Raw genomic sequence first — 16,046 nt, 5'->3', positions numbered from 1 at the left:
TCCGCCGCGCCGTCAGTCGACACGTGTCAAGTGGAGGAATCCGCTGCTAGCCCTTCGGCTACTGACGGGTAGCCATGTTCTTAGGAATTGCGCCCCCTTGGACGTGACCAAGACCACAAAATTGCCGACCCGTGGTGTCGGGCGCGTCGGTGATCAGCGGCTTTGCGGGCCGACGAATTGCAGGACACGCGACGTGCCGGTAAAGGCCAGCCTAAGAGAAGTGCAATAATCGGTACTGCTGGTGACACATAAGGACGGGGTGGCCGTCTGCCGGCGATTCACGCGCGACGGCGGGTCTGATCGCGACGCGGAGACGACACCACCTCACGACGCGGAAAGGTAGTGGGTCGTGACTTTGAGCGGCAGCGACGCCGGCACGGACTCCACCCCTCGGCAGAAGCTCGAGAAGGTCGTCATTCGCTTCGCGGGTGACTCCGGTGACGGCATGCAGTTGACGGGTGACCGCTTCACCACCGAGGCCGCCCTGTTCGGCAACGACCTTGCCACGCAACCGAACTACCCCGCCGAGATCCGCGCGCCCCAGGGCACGCTGCCCGGCGTGTCGTCGTTCCAGATCCAGATCGCCGACTTCGACATCCTCACCGCAGGCGACCGCCCGGACGTGCTCGTCGCCATGAACCCGGCGGCCCTCAAGGCCAACGTCGGCGACCTGCCCCGCGGTGGTCTGGTGATCGCGAACTCCGATGAGTTCACCAAGCGCAACCTGGCCAAGGTCGGGTACGAGGCCAACCCGTTGGAGACCGACGAGCTGGCGGACTACGTCGTGCAGGCCGTCGCGATGACGACGCTGACGCTCGGAGCGGTCGAGGCCATCGGGGCCTCCAAGAAGGACGGGTCGCGGGCGAAGAACATGTTCGCGCTCGGCCTGCTGTCGTGGATGTACGGCCGCGAGTTGGCGCACAGCGAGGCCTTCATTCGCGAGAAGTTCGCCCGCAAGCCCGAGATCGCCGAGGCCAACGTCCTCGCGCTGAAGGCGGGCTGGAACTACGGCGAGACCACCGAGGCGTTCGGCACGACCTACGAGGTGTCCCCGGCGAAGCTCAAGTCCGGTGAGTACCGCCAGGTCTCGGGCAACACCGCGTTGGCGTACGGCATCGTCGTCGCGGGCCAGCTGGCCGACACCCAGGTGATGCTGGGCAGCTACCCCATCACCCCGGCGTCGGACATCCTGCACGAGCTGTCCAAGCACAAGAACTTCAACGTGCTGACGTTCCAGGCCGAGGACGAGATCGCCGGAATCGGCGCCGCCCTCGGGGCGTCCTACGGCGGCGCCCTGGGAGTGACCAGCACCTCGGGCCCCGGCGTCGCGCTGAAGTCCGAGGCAATCGGTCTCGGCGTGATGGCCGAGCTTCCGCTGCTGGTGGTCGACGTCCAGCGCGGTGGCCCGTCGACCGGGCTGCCCACCAAGACCGAGCAGGCCGACCTGCTGCAGGCGCTCTACGGCCGCAACGGCGAATCGCCGGTGCCCGTGCTGGCGCCACAGTCGCCGTCGGACTGCTTCGAGATCGCGGTCGACGCGGCGCGCATCGCCCTGACCTACCGCACGCCGGTCATCCTGCTGTCCGACGGCGCCATCGCGAACGGCTCGGAGCCCTGGCGGATCCCCGACGTCACGACGTTCGAGCGCATCGATCACACCTTCGCCAAGGCCGGTGAGCCGTTCCAGCCCTACGCCCGCGACCCCGAGACGCTCGCGCGCCAGTTCGCGGTCCCCGGCACGCCCGGGCTGGAGCACCGCATCGGTGGACTCGAGTCGGCCAACGGGTCGGGCAACATCTCCTACGAACCCAAGAACCACGATCTGATGGTCCGGCTCCGGCAGGCCAAGGTCGACGGCATCACCGTCCCGGACCTGGTGGTGGACGACCCGAGCGGCGAGGCCGAGCTGCTGATCGTCGGGTGGGGCAGCTCGTACGGTCCGATCGGCGAGGCGTGCCGACGGGCGCGGCGCCGGGGCGTCAAGGTCGCCCACGCGCAACTGCGCTACCTCAACCCGCTGCCCGCCAACGTGGGCGAGGTGCTGCGCGCCTACCCGAACGTGGTGCTGCCCGAGATGAACATGGGACAGCTCGCCCTGCTGCTGCGGGGCAAGTTCCTGGTCGACGTGCAGTCGGTGACCAAGGTCGAGGGCATGGCGTTCCTGGCCGAGGAAGTCGACGGCATCATCGACGCCGCGCTGGATGGCACGCTGCGCGACAAGGAGACCGACAAGGCAAAGTTCGCCCGGTTGGCTGCAGCCACCGTGGAGCCAGCCGTAGGAGCAGACGCATGACCGACTTGATTGGTACCGACCTGGGTCTGACGAAGATCAGCGGGGTGCCGAGGACCGACGAGCCGCAGAAGTCGAAGGACTTCGCGAGCGACCAGGAGGTCCGCTGGTGCCCCGGCTGTGGCGACTACGTCATCCTGAACACGATCCGCAGCTTCCTGCCGGAGCTCGGCCTCAAGCGCGAGAACATGGTGTTCGTCAGCGGCATCGGCTGCTCGAGCCGGTTCCCGTACTACCTGCAGACCTACGGTCTGCACTCGATCCACGGCCGCGCCCCGACCTTCGCCACCGGCCTCGCGCTCGCCCGTGACGACCTGTCGGTGTGGGTCGTCACCGGTGACGGCGACGCGCTGTCCATCGGCGGCAACCATCTGATCCACGCGCTGCGACGCAACGTCAACGTGACGATCCTGCTGTTCAACAACCGCATCTACGGGCTGACCAAGGGCCAGTACTCGCCCACCTCAGAGGTCGGCAAGGTCACCAAGTCCACGCCGATGGGTTCGCTGGACTACCCGTTCAATCCGGTGTCGCTCGCGCTCGGCGCGGAGGCGTCGTTCGTCGGGCGCGCGCTGGACTCCGACAAGAAGGGCCTGACCGAGGTGCTGCGGGCCGCCGCATCGCATCGCGGTGCGGCCCTGGTCGAGATCATGCAGGACTGCCCGATCTTCAACGACGGGTCCTTCGACGCGCTGCGCAAGGAGGGCGCCGAGGAGCGGCTGATCAACGTCACCCACGGCCAACCCATCACCTTCGGCGCCGACGGCGAGTACTGCGTGGTCAAGTCGGGGTACGGCCTCGAGGTGGCCAAGACGGCCGACGTCCCGGTGGCCGAGATCGTCGTGCACGACGCGACGCTCGACGATCCCGCGTACGCGTTCGCGCTGTCGCGGTTGTCCGAGCAGAACCTCGAGCACACCGTGATGGGGATCTTCCGACAGGTCAGTCGGCCCACGTACGACGAGATGGCACGCAATCAGGTGGCCTCTGCCATCGAAAGCAAGCCGCACGACACCGCCGCTCTGCAATCCTTGCTTCGTGGCAAGGACACCTGGAACGTCGAATAGCAGCGGGGTCCTCGAGACCCCGACCGCCCCACTGGCCGCCGTCGTGCTGGCCGGCGGAGCGTCCCGACGCATGGGCCGCGACAAGGCGACCATGGAGTTCGGTGGCAGCACGTTCGTCGAACGGACGGTGACGACCGTGGGCGCCCGGTGTGCGCCCGTCTTCGTGGTGGCCGCACCGGGTCAGCCCTTGCCCGCACTCGCCGCCGACGTGGTGCGCGACGACGTGCGCGGCGTCGGTCCCCTCCTGGCGACCGCCAGGGGCCTGCGGGCCGCGGCCGACGCCGGGATGGAGCGCGCGTTCGTCTGCGCCGTCGACATGCCCTACCTCACGGCCGACCTCATCGACGTGCTGCTCGGGCCGTCGCTGCGGTTGGGGGTCGACGTGGTGCTGCCGTGGGACGGCCGCGACCACTACCTCGCGGGCGTCTACCGAACCGACCTGGCGGGGCGCGCCGAGGCACTGGTGGCCACGGGCGAGCGCAGCATGCGCGCGCTGATGAACGTCGCCGACACCCAGCGCATCGTGCTGCCCGAGCAGCGCGGCCTCGCGAACGTGAACGCGCCAAGCGACGTCGTCTGACATCTGGAGCAAACACCGAGCGCGGCGGCGGGGCCGCTGCGACCGGGGGTCGCGGCCCGTCGGCGCGCCCGCGGGGTCGATCCTTGGCGTCGTATGCGTCGTCCCGATCCCGTCGAGGGCGACCGGTTCATCGCGGCCGGTAGTCGTCGAAGTGACTGTGCCACAGAGCGTTTCGCGCGACGCCCGGCGAAACGACCTGTGAATCGCGGATTCGCGACGACTGACCGGCGCGCCGGGTGTGATCGTCGCCGGCGGTGGCGAGACCCGACCCGAGCTGGCGGCGAAGGCGGGGGATGGGTGGGCAAGCGTCGAAAGTCATTGTCAGACAACGCCAAAGGCTGCAGCCTGCTGGTCCGATGGTTGATCCACCGAGCCCAAAGCGGCTTTCCAGCAATGACTTTCGAGACACGCGGTGAAATCCGCCAATGGCATTGCAGCAACTACAATTTTGGCGTCTATTGACGGCACTGTCGGTCAAAGTCGGTGCGAGCTGGCCGTTCTCGACGTTCCCGCGGTCCGGCGTCGCGAAAACCACAGTGCGAGAGGTCACACGAACACCGTGAGATGGCTCACCTCGAGCCGTTAGCACACGGTGGCGTGCGAACCGGCAAAACGCCGCCGCGACCTGCAACGACGCCCCGAGACCCGTCGTAACCGGTTCGTTATCAACCCGTGACACGGGCTGGAGCGGATATGACTTTCCCGCGGCGGCTTTGTACGTTCCAAGAGTTCCTCACCGGAGCAAATAATTTCAAACCACGAACCTGCGTGTGAGTGGAGCGGCCGACGGTCCCGGACGATCCGGTGCCATGGCCGCCGCCGGACGGTCCCGTCCGGTGCGGCCCGTCTGGCCGCCCACTGTCGTGCCCGACCGAGACGGCGCGACCCAAATCCTTGCTGCCTGCCCTGCAGGCAATTCACGCCCGCCTGCCGGCGGGTGTCCTTGGCGCGCGCTTGGCGAAAGGATCGATGTTGAAGAAAATCCGCACCACGTGTGGTCTGGCCACCATCACCGGGGCGCTTGCCGTTGCCCCGATCGCTTCCATGCTGATGGGCGCCGGCACCGCACATGCGGACGGTGGCGTGAACTGGGATGCCGTCGCGGCCTGCGAGTCGGGCGGCAACTGGGGAACCGCCACGGGTAACGGGTACTACGGCGGACTGCAGTTCACCATGAGCACGTGGCGGGCCAACGGGGGCACCGGTTCGCCCCACCAGGCCAGCCGTGACGAGCAGATCCGCGTGGCCAACAACGTGCTGAAGACCCAGGGCATCGGCGCCTGGCCGGTCTGCGGCCGACGGGGATAGCCGTACGACGCGATCGCGAGAGCGGCGCTGGGCGACACGCCCGGCGCCGCTTTCTCGTTTCATCCCTCCTACCTCACCGTTCTCCGGTTTCCATCACGTCTCGGTAAAGAACTTTCGTCTCTTGTGTAACAGCCGTGATCTAGCGCACGAAGAAACTGGAGACCGCGTCAATAACGCTCGCATCGGCGGTCCTCGGAGCACACGGTCGGGGAAGGACCGCAGGGATGAAGGTTCACGCAATCGCCAGCACGGTGGTCCTCAGCGCCCGGCGGGTCGTGCTCGCCTGCGCCTTCGCCGTCGCGGCCGCGGCCGCCGCCATGGCGCTGTCGGCAGGCACCGCCCACGCCGACTCCATGAACTGGGATGCCGTCGCGCAGTGCGAGTCGGGTGGCAACTGGGCGGCCGACACCGGTAACGGCGTGTACGGCGGACTGCAGTTCAAGCCGGCGACCTGGGCCGCCAACGGCGGTGTCGGGTCGCCCGCGAGCGCCTCGCGCGCCGAGCAGATCCGCGTCGCCGAGAACGTCCTGGCAAGCCAGGGCCCCGGCGCGTGGCCGAAGTGCGGGGCGCAGGGCGGCAGTCCGGCGATCTGGAACGTCTCCTCGGTCACGCCTGCGCCGGCCACCGGCTGCCGGGCCATGCCGACCCGGGGGCTGCTCGGCTTCATCAACCCCCGCCAGATGTGCACGGCGCTGCTGGGTCCGCTCGGCTGACGAATCGGTCCGGCGGCACTAGGGGAGGACGAACGCACGGCGGCCGGCGATCGATGCCAGGTGCCGCGTCACGACGGCCTCGGGCAGCAGTGCCGAGGCGCGCATCGCCGCGGCGCCGAGCAGCGCGGGCCTGACGTTGACGACCCGGCCCACCAGCCGGGACTGCGCCGCGAGCGCCCGTGTCCGCGGTCGGCGGAACGCGGCGTAGCGCGCGAACGCCGCGGGCAGGTCGGCGCCGTGGCCGACGCAGTGCGCCAGCGTGGCCGCGTCCTCCAGGCCCTGGCAGCCGCCCTGGCCGAGATGGGGTCGCATCGGATGGGCGGCGTCGCCGACCAGGACGACGGGACCGCGGGCCCACTGCCGCGCGGCGTCGCGGTCATGGAGGTCATTGCGCAGCACGTCGTGCGGTGCGGTGGCGGCGAGGATGTCGGGAATGGGAGCGGCCCAGGTGCGGTACTTCTCCCGCACGTGCGCCAGTTCGCCGCCGGGGGAGGCGGTGCCCTCGGGCCGCCGTTCGGCGCCGAACCAGTAGGTGTGGTCCGGTCCGAGGGGGACGTGGCCGAATTCGGTGCCGACGCCGAGGGTCTCGCCGGCCAGCTCGGGGTCCAGGGCGTACGCGGCGACGCCACGCCACGCGGTGTATCCGGTGTACCGGTGGCGCAGTGGCCCGTTGAGATGGCGGGCGACCAGGGATCCGACGCCGTCCGCGCCGACGATGGCCTCGGCCTCGCGCACCGAGCCGTCGGACAGTCCGACCCGGACGCCGGTCGCGGTGTAGGTGAGTTCGCTTACGGCCGAGCCGAATTCGACGGTTCCCGCGTCCAGCGCGTCGGTGAGGAGGCGGGCCAGCTCGGCGCGGCGGACGACGACCAACGGTTCGCCGAGGGCGATGACCATGCGGTCCGGCGTCGGGCGGCGCAGCCACGATCCGTCGGACCATCGCACCGCGCCGCCGGTGACCCGACCTCCCGCTGCGCGGACGGCGTCACCGAGGCCGATCACGTCGAGCGCGGCCAAGGCGTTGGGCCAGAGGCTGATTCCCGCCCCCGACGACGTGTCGGTGCGCGCTTCGAGGACGGTGACCCGATGGCCGCGGCGCTGCAGCGCGACCGCGGTGGCGAGTCCGGCGATGCCTGCGCCGACGACGAGGAAGCGTGGGGTCACGTCCCGACGCTATCGCCGACCGGTCAGAGGTCGAATACCAGTAGCGTGCTCGACGCGGTCGCGACCACCGCGCCCGCCTCGTTGGTGACGACGCCTTCGGTGAATCCGACGCGTGCGCCCGCCTTGATCACCGTGCCCGTGGCGGTGAGCACGCCGCCCGACGCGCGCACCCCCTTGAGGTAGGAGACCTTGATCTCGATGGAGGTGTAGCCCTTGCCCTGGGGCAGCGTGCTGTGCAGCGCGCACCCCGCGACCGAGTCGAGCAGCGTGCAGATGAGCCCGCCGTGCACCGCGCCGATGGGGTTGTAGGCCGAATCGTCGGGCTGGCACGTGAACACCACGCGGCCGGGCTCGACGCTCGCCATCGTGAAGTCCATCAGCCCCGCGATCGGCGGCGGCGGCAGCGTGCCGTGGAGCATGGCGCGCAGGTAGTCGATGCCCGGCATGGCCAGGCCGGCCGCGGTCGTCGGCGCGGGGTCGTGCCAGGTGACGACCTTGGAGCGCTGCTCGCCCCAGCCCTTCTGCGTTGCGGCGCTCTGGTCAGTCTCGGTGCTCACGGATTCTCCTCGGGTGTCTCGGTGCGGCGGTATCGGCGGGGACGCAGGGGGTCGTCGGGGGCGACGGCGTGGCGGCTGCCCCACTCGAGCAGGGCGTCGAGGACCGGGACGAGATCGCGGCCGGCGTCGGTCAACCGGTAGGCGTCGCGGCGCGGACGGTCCTGGTACGGGGCGCGCGTGACGATGCCGGCGGCCTCGAGGGACTTCAGGCGCGCGGCGATGCGATCGCGAGGCGCACCGGTGCCCGCCACGATCTGGCCGAATCTGTCTGAGCCGAGGGCGATCTCGCGCACGGTCAGCAGCGCCCACCGCTCGCCGACCACCTCCAGGGCGGCGGCGATGGGGCACGGCCGGCCCGGGAGGTCGGCGAGCGGCACGACGGACACGGTGTCAGCGTGCCAGCACAAAGTTTGAAAATCAAACCGACCGCCTCGTTCGCGTGGCGGTGCGCGACACCCGCGCCGCCCTTCGGTGCGCGCTCGCCGTCGCCGCTGTGCTACCCAGGGGGTATGACGGCCCATTCCCCGCTGCCCGAGAGCCCGTTCGCCGACCTCGACGCCTTCCTCGACCTGCCCAGGGTGTCGGGCCTGGCCGTCTCACCCGACGGGTCCCGCGCGGTCACGACGATCGGCGAGCTCGACGCCAAGCGCACGGGTTTCGTGACGGCGGTGTGGGAGCTCGACGTGACGGGGCAACGGCCGGCCCGGCGTCTCACCCGCGGCGTGAAGGGTGAGTCGTCACCGGTGTTCACCTCGCGCGGGGACCTCCTGTTCCTCGCCACCCGCGAGACCCCCGGCGCCGACGGCGACGACGAGCCGACCGCATCGCTGTGGCGGCTGCCCGCCGACGGCGGCGAGGCGCAGGCCGTCCTCGACCTGCCCGGCGGGATCGACGCCGTGCACACCGCCCGCGACGCCGACGTCACGCTGGTCACCGCGGCGCGGTTGCCGTCGGCCCGCGACGCCGACGACGACAGGAGGCTGCGCGCCGTCCGCCGGGACGCCAAGGTGACGGCCATCCTGCACACGGGTTATCCCGTGCGGCACTGGGATCACGACATCGGACCCGCGCAGCCGCACCTGTTCGACGTGGACGGGGTCCGCGACCTCGTGCCCCAGCCCGGCCAGGGTCTGCGCGAGGCGGCCGTCGACGTCAGCGCGGACGGCACCTTCGTCGTCGCGTCGTGGTCGGTACCGGCGCCCGGCGCCTCCCTGCGCCAGACTCTGGTGCGCATCGACGTGGCCACCGGCGAGCGGACCACGATCGCCGACGACCCGGGGGCCGACCTCGGCGCGCCGGCCATCTCACCCGACGGCACGGCCGTCGCCTTCGTCCGCGAAACCCACTCCACCCCAGAGCAGGCGCCACGAATCACGCTGTGCCACATGGTCTTCGGCGAGACCGTCACCGAGATCGCCGGCGACTGGGACCGCTGGCCCGCCGAGCTCGCGTGGGCTCGGGACGGCTCCGGGCTGCTCGTCACCGCCGACGACGCCGGGCGCCGTCCGATCTTCCACGTCGACCCGGCGACGTCGTCGGTGCGGCGACTCACTCACGACGACTTCGGCTACACCGACGTCCGGCCGGCGACCGACGGCGTGGTCTTCGCCGTGCGGAGCTCGTATCGCGCCGCGCCGCATCCCGTGCGCATCGACCGCGACGGCGCCGTCACGGTGCTGCCGTGCGCCGAACCGGTCGAACTGCCCGGCGACGTCACCGAGGTGACCGCCACCGCCGCCGACGGCGTCCCCGTCCGGTCCTGGCTGGTGCTGCCCGAGGGGGACGCTCCCGCACCCCTGGTGCTGTGGATCCACGGCGGTCCGCTGGGCAGTTGGAACACCTGGCACTGGCGCTGGAACCCGTGGCTGCTCGCCGCGCGGGGCTACGCCGTGCTGCTGCCCGACCCGGCGCTCTCGACGGGCTACGGCCAGGACTTCATCCAACGCGGCTGGGGCGCTTGGGGATTCGCGCCCTACACCGATCTGCTGGCGGCCACCGACGCCGCGTGCGAGCATCCGCGGGTGGACGAGACGCGGACCGCGGCGATGGGCGGGTCGTTCGGCGGATACATGGCCAACTGGATCGCCGGCCACACCGACCGCTTCGATGCGATCGTCACGCACGCCAGCCTGTGGGCGCTGGATCAGTTCGGTCCGACCACCGACGGTGCGTACTGGTGGGCGCGGGAGATGACGACGCAGATGGCGGAGGCGAACTCGCCGCATCGGCACGTCGCGAAGATCACCACGCCGACCCTGGTCATCCACGGCGACAAGGACTATCGCGTGCCGATCGGCGACGGCCTGCGGCTGTGGTTCGAGTTGCTCACCGCATCGGGCCTGCCCGCCGCCGACGACGGCAGCAGCCCGCACCAGTTCCTGTACTTCCCGACCGAGGGTCACTGGGTGCTCGCGCCTCAGCACGCCAAGATCTGGTATCAGGTGGTCCTGGCATTCCTGGGTCGCCACCTGCTCGGCGAGGAGGCCCCACTTCCCGAAACGCTGGGGTGACGCCCCGGTAACTTGGACCCATGACCGCACCTGATCGTGAATTCGACGTCGTGCTCTACGGAGCGACGGGTTTCGTCGGCAAGCTGACCGCCCAGTACCTCGCGACGGCGGGCGGGCAGGCGCGCATCGCGCTGGCGGGCCGCTCGTCGCAGAAGCTGCTGGCCGTGCGCGAGTCGCTGGGCGCCGCGGCGCAGTCCTGGCCGCTGATCGAGGCCGACTCCTCGAAGCCGTCGACGCTCAACGACCTGGCCGCGCGCACCCGCGTCGTCGTCACCACCGTCGGCCCCTACCTCAAGCACGGTCTGCCGCTGGTGTCGGCGTGTGCGGCGGCGGGCACCGACTACGCCGACCTCACCGGTGAGACACCCTTCATCCGCGAGAGCATCGACCTGTACCACAAGGAGGCCGCCGACAACGGCGCCCGCATCGTGCATTCGTGCGGATTCGATTCCGTGCCTTCGGATCTCACGGTGTACGCGCTCCATCGGCGAGTGTCCGCCGACGACGCGGGCGAGCTCACCGACACCGACTTCGTCGTCCGCAGCTTCGCGGGCGGGGTCTCGGGCGGCACCATCGCCTCGATGCTCGAACTCATGAACAGCGCCTCGACCGATCCCGAGGTGCGGCGTCAGCTCGAGGACCCCTACACGCTGAGCACCGACCGCGGCGCCGAACCCGAGCTCGGCCACCAGTCCGACACGCCGTGGCGGCGGGGACGCGACATCGCGCCCGAGCTGAACGGAGTGTGGACGGGCGCCTTCCCGATGGCCGCGCCCAATACCCGCACCGTGCGGCGCAGCAACGCGCTGCTGGACTGGAGCTACGGCCGGCGGTTCCGGTACTCGGAGCAGATGAGCATGGGCTCCTCGTTCGTCGCTCCGGTCGCCGCCGCGCTGGACACCGCGGTGAACGCCGCCATGCTGGGCCTGGGCACTCGGTACTTCGACAAGCTGCCACGCCCGCTGCTGGACCGGGTGCTGCCGAAGTCGGGCAGCGGTCCCAGCGAGAAGGCCCGCGAGAACGGCCATTACCGCGTGGAGACCTACACGACGACGTCGACCGGCGCCCGCTACCGCGCGACGATGTCCCAACAGGGCGACCCCGGCTACAAGGCGACGTCGGTCCTGCTCGGGGAGTGCGCGCTCGCGCTGGCCTTCGACCGCGACGAGCTCTCGGATCTGCGCGGGGTGCTGACGCCCGCGGCCGCCATGGGCGACGCGCTGCTGGCGCGCTTCCCGCACTCGGGCGTGACGTTGCAGACCGAGCGGCTCTAATCTGCACCCCCCGGCGACCAGACGCAAACGGCCCTGAAATGCCCCGATCGAGGGCCTTTCGTGACTGCTCGTTGGGTGGTTCCTAGACTGTTCAGGTGACCGCCAGCCCGAAATCCGCAGAAAGCCCAGGGGCGCAGTCGCTGCCCACGTCGTGGGATCCGGCTGCGGTAGAGACCGAGCTGTACCAGGGCTGGGTCGACGCGGGCTACTTCACCGCCGACGCCACCAGCGACAAGCCCCCGTACTCGATCGTGCTTCCGCCGCCCAACGTGACCGGCAGCCTGCACATGGGCCATGCGCTCGACCACACGCTGATGGACGCGCTGACCCGCCGCAAGCGCATGCAGGGATACGAGGTGCTGTGGCTGCCCGGCATGGACCACGCGGGCATCGCCACCCAGAGCGTCGTGGAGAAGCAGCTCGCCGCCGACGGCAAGACCAAGGAGGACTTCGGTCGCGAGCTGTTCGTCGACAAGGTGTGGGACTGGAAGCGCGAGTCCGGTGGCACCATCGGCGGGCAGATGCGCCGTCTCGGTGACGGTGTCGACTGGAGCCGCGACCGCTTCACCATGGACGACGGGCTGTCGCGCGCCGTGCGGACCATCTTCAAGCGGCTCTACGACGCCGGGCTGATCTATCAGGCCGAGCGGCTGGTCAACTGGTCCCCGGTGCTGCAGACGGCGATCTCGGACCTCGAGGTGAAGTACGAGGACGTCGAGGGCGAGCTGGTGTCCTTCCGCTACGGCTCGATGGACGACGCGCAACCGCACCTCGTGGTGGCCACGACCCGCGTCGAGACGATGCTCGGCGACACCGCGATCGCCGTGCATCCCGACGACGAACGCTACCGCCACCTCGTCGGGCAGAAGCTGCCCCACCCGTTCCTGGACACCGAGATCGTGGTGGTCGCCGACGCCCACGTCGACCCCGAATTCGGAACGGGCGCAGTCAAGGTCACGCCCGCGCACGATCCGAACGACTTCGAGATCGGCCTGCGGCACGACCTGCCGATGCCGTCGATCATGGACACCCGCGGCCGGATCGCGGGCACCGGCACCCGGTTCGACGGCATGGATCGCTTCGAGGCGCGGGTCGCGGTGCGGGAGGCGCTGGCCGCCGAGGGTCGCATCGTCGAGGAGAAGCGGCCCTACCTGCACAGCGTCGGGCACTCCGAGCGCAGTGGCGAGCCCATCGAACCCCGGCTGTCGCTGCAGTGGTGGGTGAAGGTCGACTCGCTGGCCAAGGCGGCCGGTGACGCAGTTCGCAACGGCGACACCGTGATTCACCCCAAGAGTCTGGAGCCGCGCTGGTTCGGCTGGGTGGACGACATGCACGACTGGTGCATCTCGCGCCAGCTGTGGTGGGGCCATCGGATTCCGATCTGGCACGGCCCGAACGGCGAGAAGGTCTGCGTCGGACCCGACGAGACCCCGCCGCAGGGTTGGGAACAGGACCCCGACGTGCTGGACACGTGGTTCTCCTCGGCGCTGTGGCCGTTCTCGACGATGGGGTGGCCCGACCGCACGCCCGACCTCGAGAAGTTCTATCCCACCAGCGTTCTCGTCACCGGATACGACATCATCTTCTTCTGGGTGGCCAGGATGATGATGTTCGGCACCTTCGTCGGCGACGACGACGCGATCACCGCCGGTGGCACCCGGGGCCCGCAGGTGCCGTTCGAGAACGTCTTCCTGCACGGCCTGATCCGTGACGAGTTCGGCCGAAAGATGAGCAAGTCCAAGGGCAACGGCATCGATCCGCTGGACTGGGTCGAGGCCTTCGGGGCGGACGCGCTGCGCTTCACCCTCGCCCGCGGCGCCAACCCCGGCGGCGACATGTCGATCGGCGAGGACCACGCCCGCGCGTCGCGCAACTTCGCCACCAAGCTGTTCAACGCCACCCGGTTCGCGCTCATGAACGGGGCGGCCCCGGCACCGCTGCCCGCGGCGCAGGAGCTGACCGACGCCGACCGGTGGATCCTCGGCAGGATGGAAGACGTTCGCGCCGAAGTCGATTCGGCGTTCGAGGCCTACGAGTTCAGCAAAGCGTGCGAGTCGCTCTACCACTTCGCGTGGGACGAGTTCTGCGACTGGTACCTGGAGTTAGCCAAGGTACAGCTCGCCGACCGGCCCGACGGGCCGACCAACGCGGTCCTGGCGGCCGTGCTCGACACCCTGCTCACCCTGTTGCACCCGGTCATGCCCTTCGTCACCGAGACGCTGTGGAAGGCACTGACCGGCCGCGAGTCCCTGGTGATCGCGGACTGGCCGCAGCCGTCGCAACTGACCTTCGACGGCCTCGCCGGCGAGCGCATCGCCGACATGCAGAAGCTCGTCACCGAGGTCCGCCGGTTCCGCAGTGACCAGGGCCTCAACGACAGGCAGCGGGTGCCCGCGCGGTTGGTCGGCGTCGCCGAGGCCGATCTGAGCAGCCAGGTCGCGGCCGTCACCTCGCTGGCCTGGCTGACCGCACCGGCCGACCGCTTCACCCCGTCGGCCGCGGTCGAGGTGCGGCTCTCGCGCGGCACGGTGCTGGTCGAGCTCGACACCTCGGGCACGGTCGACGTCGCGGCCGAGCGCAGGCGACTCGAGAAGGATCTGGCCGCCGCGCAGAAGGAACTGGCGCAGACCGCGGGCAAGCTCGGCAATGCCGAGTTCCTCGCCAAGGCGCCCGACGCCGTCGTCGCCAAGATTCGGGGCCGCCAGCAGGTCGCCGGGGAAGAGGTGGAGCGCATCACGGCGCGCCTCGCCAGCCTGTCATGAGCAACCCGGAGCCAACGCCCGACGAGATCGCCTCGCTGCTGCAGGTCGAGCATCTGCTGGACCAGCGGTGGCCGGAGACCAAGCTCGAGCCGAGCACCGCGCGCATCGTCGCTCTCATGGAGCTGCTCGGGTCGCCGCAGCGGGCCTACCCGAGCATCCACGTCGCGGGCACGAACGGAAAGACGTCGGTGACGCGCATCATCGACGCGCTGCTGACCGCCCTGCACCGGCGCACGGGCCGCGCGACCAGCCCGCACCTGCAGTCCGCGGTCGAGCGCATCGCCATCGACAACGAGCCGATCACACCGGCGCGCTACGTCGAGACCTACCGCGAGATCGAGCCGTTCGTCGAGCTGGTCGACGAGCAGTCCGAGGCGGCCGGCGGTCCGCGGATGAGCAAGTTCGAGGTCGTCACAGCGATGGCGTTCGCGGCCTTCGCCGACGCGCCGGTGGACGTGGCCGTGATCGAGGTCGGCATGGGCGGCCGGTGGGACGCCACGAACGTCGTCGACGCTCCCGTCGCGGTCATCACGCCGATCGGCATCGACCACACCGAGTACCTCGGCGACACGCTCGCCGAGATCGCGGGCGAGAAGGCGGGCATCATCGTCCAGCGCGACGCCGAGGGGCCGGGCACCGACACCGTCGTCATCATTGGTCAGCAGCAGCCCGAGGCGATGGAAGTCATTCTCGCGCAAGCGGTTCGCGCCGACGCCGCCGTGGCCCGCGAGGGCTCGGAATTCGCCGTGCTGCGCCGCCAGGTGGCCGTCGGCGGACAGCTCCTGGAACTGCAGGGGCTCGGCGGCGTCTACCCCGAGGTGTTCCTGCCCCTGCACGGCGAGCATCAGGCCCACAATGCGCTCATCGCGCTCGCCGCGGTCGAGGCCTTCTTCGGCGCCGGGGCCGACCGCCAGCTCGACGTCGACGCGGTGCGGGAGGGCTTCGCGGCGGCCACCAGCCCCGGTCGATTGGAGCGGATGCGCAGTGCCCCAACGGTATTCGTCGACGCGGCCCACAACCCGGCGGGAGCTGCCGCGCTCGCCGACGCGCTCGCCGCGGAGTTCGACTTCCGCCACCTCGTCGGCGTCGTGTCGGTGATGGGGGACAAGGACGTCGACGGCATCCTCGCGGCGCTGGAGCCCGCCTTCGACCAACTGGTGGTGACCCACAACGGATCCCCGCGCGCCCTCGACGTGGAGAGCCTGGCGATCCGGGCCGAGGAGCACTTCGGCCAGGACCGGGTGATCATCGCGCAGACGCTGCCCGACGCCATCGAGACGGCGATCGCCCTCGCCGAGGACGGCGGCAACGACGCGGACGCCCCGGGCGCGTTCTCGGGCACCGGCGTGGTCATCACCGGGTCGGTCGTGACCGCGGGCGCGGCCCGCACCCTGTTCGGACGTGATCCGGCATGACCGAGCCCGTCGAGCAGACACCCGCCCCGCCGGACCCGTGGAAGAGCTTCCGCGGCGTCATGGCGGGCACGCTCGTCCTGGAGGCCATCGTGGTGCTCCTCGCGCTGCCGGTGGTGTCGTTCGCGCGCGATGGCCTGACGTGGACCAGCGGCGGCTTCCTCGTCGGGATCGCCGGCGTCCTCGTCCTGCTGGCGGGCGTGCAGGGCAGGCCGTGGGCGCTCAAGGTGGACCTCGCCGTGCAGGTGGTGCTGATCGCGGGCGTCGTGATCCACCCGGCCGTCGGCTTCATCGGCGTGGTCTTCGCGGCGGTCTGGTTGCTGATCGCGTACCTGCGGGCCGAGGTCAAGCGGCGTCAGGACCGCGGCCTGCTGCCCGGTCAGCAGCCACCGCCTACCGACGGGTAGGC

13 protein-coding genes are annotated in these 16,046 nt (G+C 70.3%); 10 read left to right on the top strand and 3 right to left on the bottom strand.

What is annotated here, in order from left to right:
• The first annotated feature begins 355 nt into the window (after positions 1-355).
• From G6N60_RS18470 to G6N60_RS18450, 5 genes are all read left to right on the top strand, one after another.
• Complete coding sequence (locus G6N60_RS18470; protein ID WP_246241271.1) at positions 356-2,293, top strand: 2-oxoacid:acceptor oxidoreductase subunit alpha; 1,938 nt, start codon at positions 356-358, stop codon at positions 2,291-2,293.
• Positions 2,290-3,357 (top strand): 2-oxoacid:ferredoxin oxidoreductase subunit beta, encoded by a 1,068-nt coding sequence (locus G6N60_RS18465; RefSeq protein WP_163739965.1) that lies wholly within the window; start codon positions 2,290-2,292, stop codon positions 3,355-3,357. The genes G6N60_RS18470 and G6N60_RS18465 overlap by 4 nt, the downstream gene beginning before the upstream one ends.
• A complete protein-coding gene (mobA, locus tag G6N60_RS18460) occupies positions 3,329-3,937 on the top strand; it encodes a molybdenum cofactor guanylyltransferase (protein ID WP_163739963.1) in 609 nt (202 codons plus the stop codon). Before G6N60_RS18465 ends, mobA begins: the two co-directional genes overlap by 29 nt.
• 972 nt (positions 3,938-4,909) lie before the next feature.
• Positions 4,910-5,245 (top strand): transglycosylase family protein, encoded by a 336-nt coding sequence (locus G6N60_RS18455; RefSeq protein WP_246241268.1) that lies wholly within the window; start codon positions 4,910-4,912, stop codon positions 5,243-5,245.
• A 224-nt stretch (positions 5,246-5,469) separates the two neighbouring features.
• Positions 5,470-5,958: a transglycosylase family protein gene (locus G6N60_RS18450; RefSeq protein WP_170312569.1), complete on the top strand. Its 489-nt coding sequence runs from the start codon at positions 5,470-5,472 to the stop codon at positions 5,956-5,958.
• A gap of 18 nt (positions 5,959-5,976) precedes the next feature.
• Here G6N60_RS18450 and G6N60_RS18445 read toward each other — a convergent pair whose 3' ends face one another.
• Genes G6N60_RS18445 through G6N60_RS18435 form a run of 3 tightly spaced genes read right to left on the bottom strand, consistent with a single transcriptional unit; the run spans position 5,977 to position 8,065 of the window.
• Positions 5,977-7,122 carry an FAD-dependent oxidoreductase gene (locus tag G6N60_RS18445; protein ID WP_163739959.1) on the bottom strand — a complete coding sequence of 382 codons (1,146 nt, stop codon included), beginning with the start codon at positions 7,120-7,122 and terminating at the stop codon, positions 5,977-5,979.
• A gap of 23 nt (positions 7,123-7,145) precedes the next feature.
• Positions 7,146-7,679, bottom strand: coding sequence for a PaaI family thioesterase (locus G6N60_RS18440; RefSeq protein ID WP_246240832.1), 534 nt, complete (start codon positions 7,677-7,679; stop codon positions 7,146-7,148).
• Positions 7,676-8,065: a winged helix-turn-helix transcriptional regulator gene (locus G6N60_RS18435; protein WP_246240830.1), complete on the bottom strand. Its 390-nt coding sequence runs from the start codon at positions 8,063-8,065 to the stop codon at positions 7,676-7,678. Before G6N60_RS18435 ends, G6N60_RS18440 begins: the two co-directional genes overlap by 4 nt.
• A 123-nt stretch (positions 8,066-8,188) precedes the next feature.
• On the opposite strand from G6N60_RS18435, the gene G6N60_RS18430 reads away from it, so the two are divergent.
• From G6N60_RS18430 to G6N60_RS18410, 5 genes are all read left to right on the top strand, one after another.
• On the top strand, positions 8,189-10,189 hold the full coding sequence (locus tag G6N60_RS18430) for a S9 family peptidase (RefSeq protein WP_163739955.1): 2,001 nt from the start codon (positions 8,189-8,191) through the stop codon (positions 10,187-10,189).
• Positions 10,190-10,209: 20 nt separating this feature from the next.
• On the top strand, positions 10,210-11,463 hold the full coding sequence (locus G6N60_RS18425; RefSeq protein ID WP_163739953.1) for a saccharopine dehydrogenase family protein: 1,254 nt from the start codon (positions 10,210-10,212) through the stop codon (positions 11,461-11,463).
• A 95-nt stretch (positions 11,464-11,558) separates the two neighbouring features.
• Positions 11,559-14,225 carry a valine--tRNA ligase gene (locus G6N60_RS18420; RefSeq protein ID WP_163739951.1) on the top strand — a complete coding sequence of 889 codons (2,667 nt, stop codon included), beginning with the start codon at positions 11,559-11,561 and terminating at the stop codon, positions 14,223-14,225.
• On the top strand, positions 14,222-15,640 hold the full coding sequence (gene folC / locus G6N60_RS18415) for a bifunctional tetrahydrofolate synthase/dihydrofolate synthase (protein ID WP_163739948.1): 1,419 nt from the start codon (positions 14,222-14,224) through the stop codon (positions 15,638-15,640). The genes G6N60_RS18420 and folC overlap by 4 nt, the downstream gene beginning before the upstream one ends.
• A complete protein-coding gene (locus G6N60_RS18410) occupies positions 15,637-16,044 on the top strand; it encodes a DUF4233 domain-containing protein (RefSeq protein ID WP_163739946.1) in 408 nt (135 codons plus the stop codon). Before folC ends, G6N60_RS18410 begins: the two co-directional genes overlap by 4 nt.
• Positions 16,045-16,046 lie beyond the last annotated feature (2 nt).

Source organism: Mycolicibacterium madagascariense (assembly GCF_010729665.1).
Lineage (GTDB): Bacteria > Actinomycetota > Actinomycetes > Mycobacteriales > Mycobacteriaceae > Mycobacterium > Mycobacterium madagascariense.
The sequence above is the reverse complement of the archived record's forward strand: the minus strand, read 5'-3'. Positions and strand labels throughout refer to the sequence as shown.

What these genes read in the sequence shown, in the direction of transcription:
- G6N60_RS18465 (WP_163739965.1), top strand. Translation starts at nt 2,290, where the DNA reads ATGACCGACTTGATTGGTACCGACCTGGGTCTGACGAAGATCAGCGGG.
- folC (WP_163739948.1), top strand. Translation starts at nt 14,222, where the DNA reads ATGAGCAACCCGGAGCCAACGCCCGACGAGATCGCCTCGCTGCTGCAG.
- G6N60_RS18450 (WP_170312569.1), top strand. Translation starts at nt 5,470, where the DNA reads ATGAAGGTTCACGCAATCGCCAGCACGGTGGTCCTCAGCGCCCGGCGG.
- G6N60_RS18430 (WP_163739955.1), top strand. Translation starts at nt 8,189, where the DNA reads ATGACGGCCCATTCCCCGCTGCCCGAGAGCCCGTTCGCCGACCTCGAC.
- G6N60_RS18410 (WP_163739946.1), top strand. Translation starts at nt 15,637, where the DNA reads ATGACCGAGCCCGTCGAGCAGACACCCGCCCCGCCGGACCCGTGGAAG.
- G6N60_RS18425 (WP_163739953.1), top strand. Translation starts at nt 10,210, where the DNA reads ATGACCGCACCTGATCGTGAATTCGACGTCGTGCTCTACGGAGCGACG.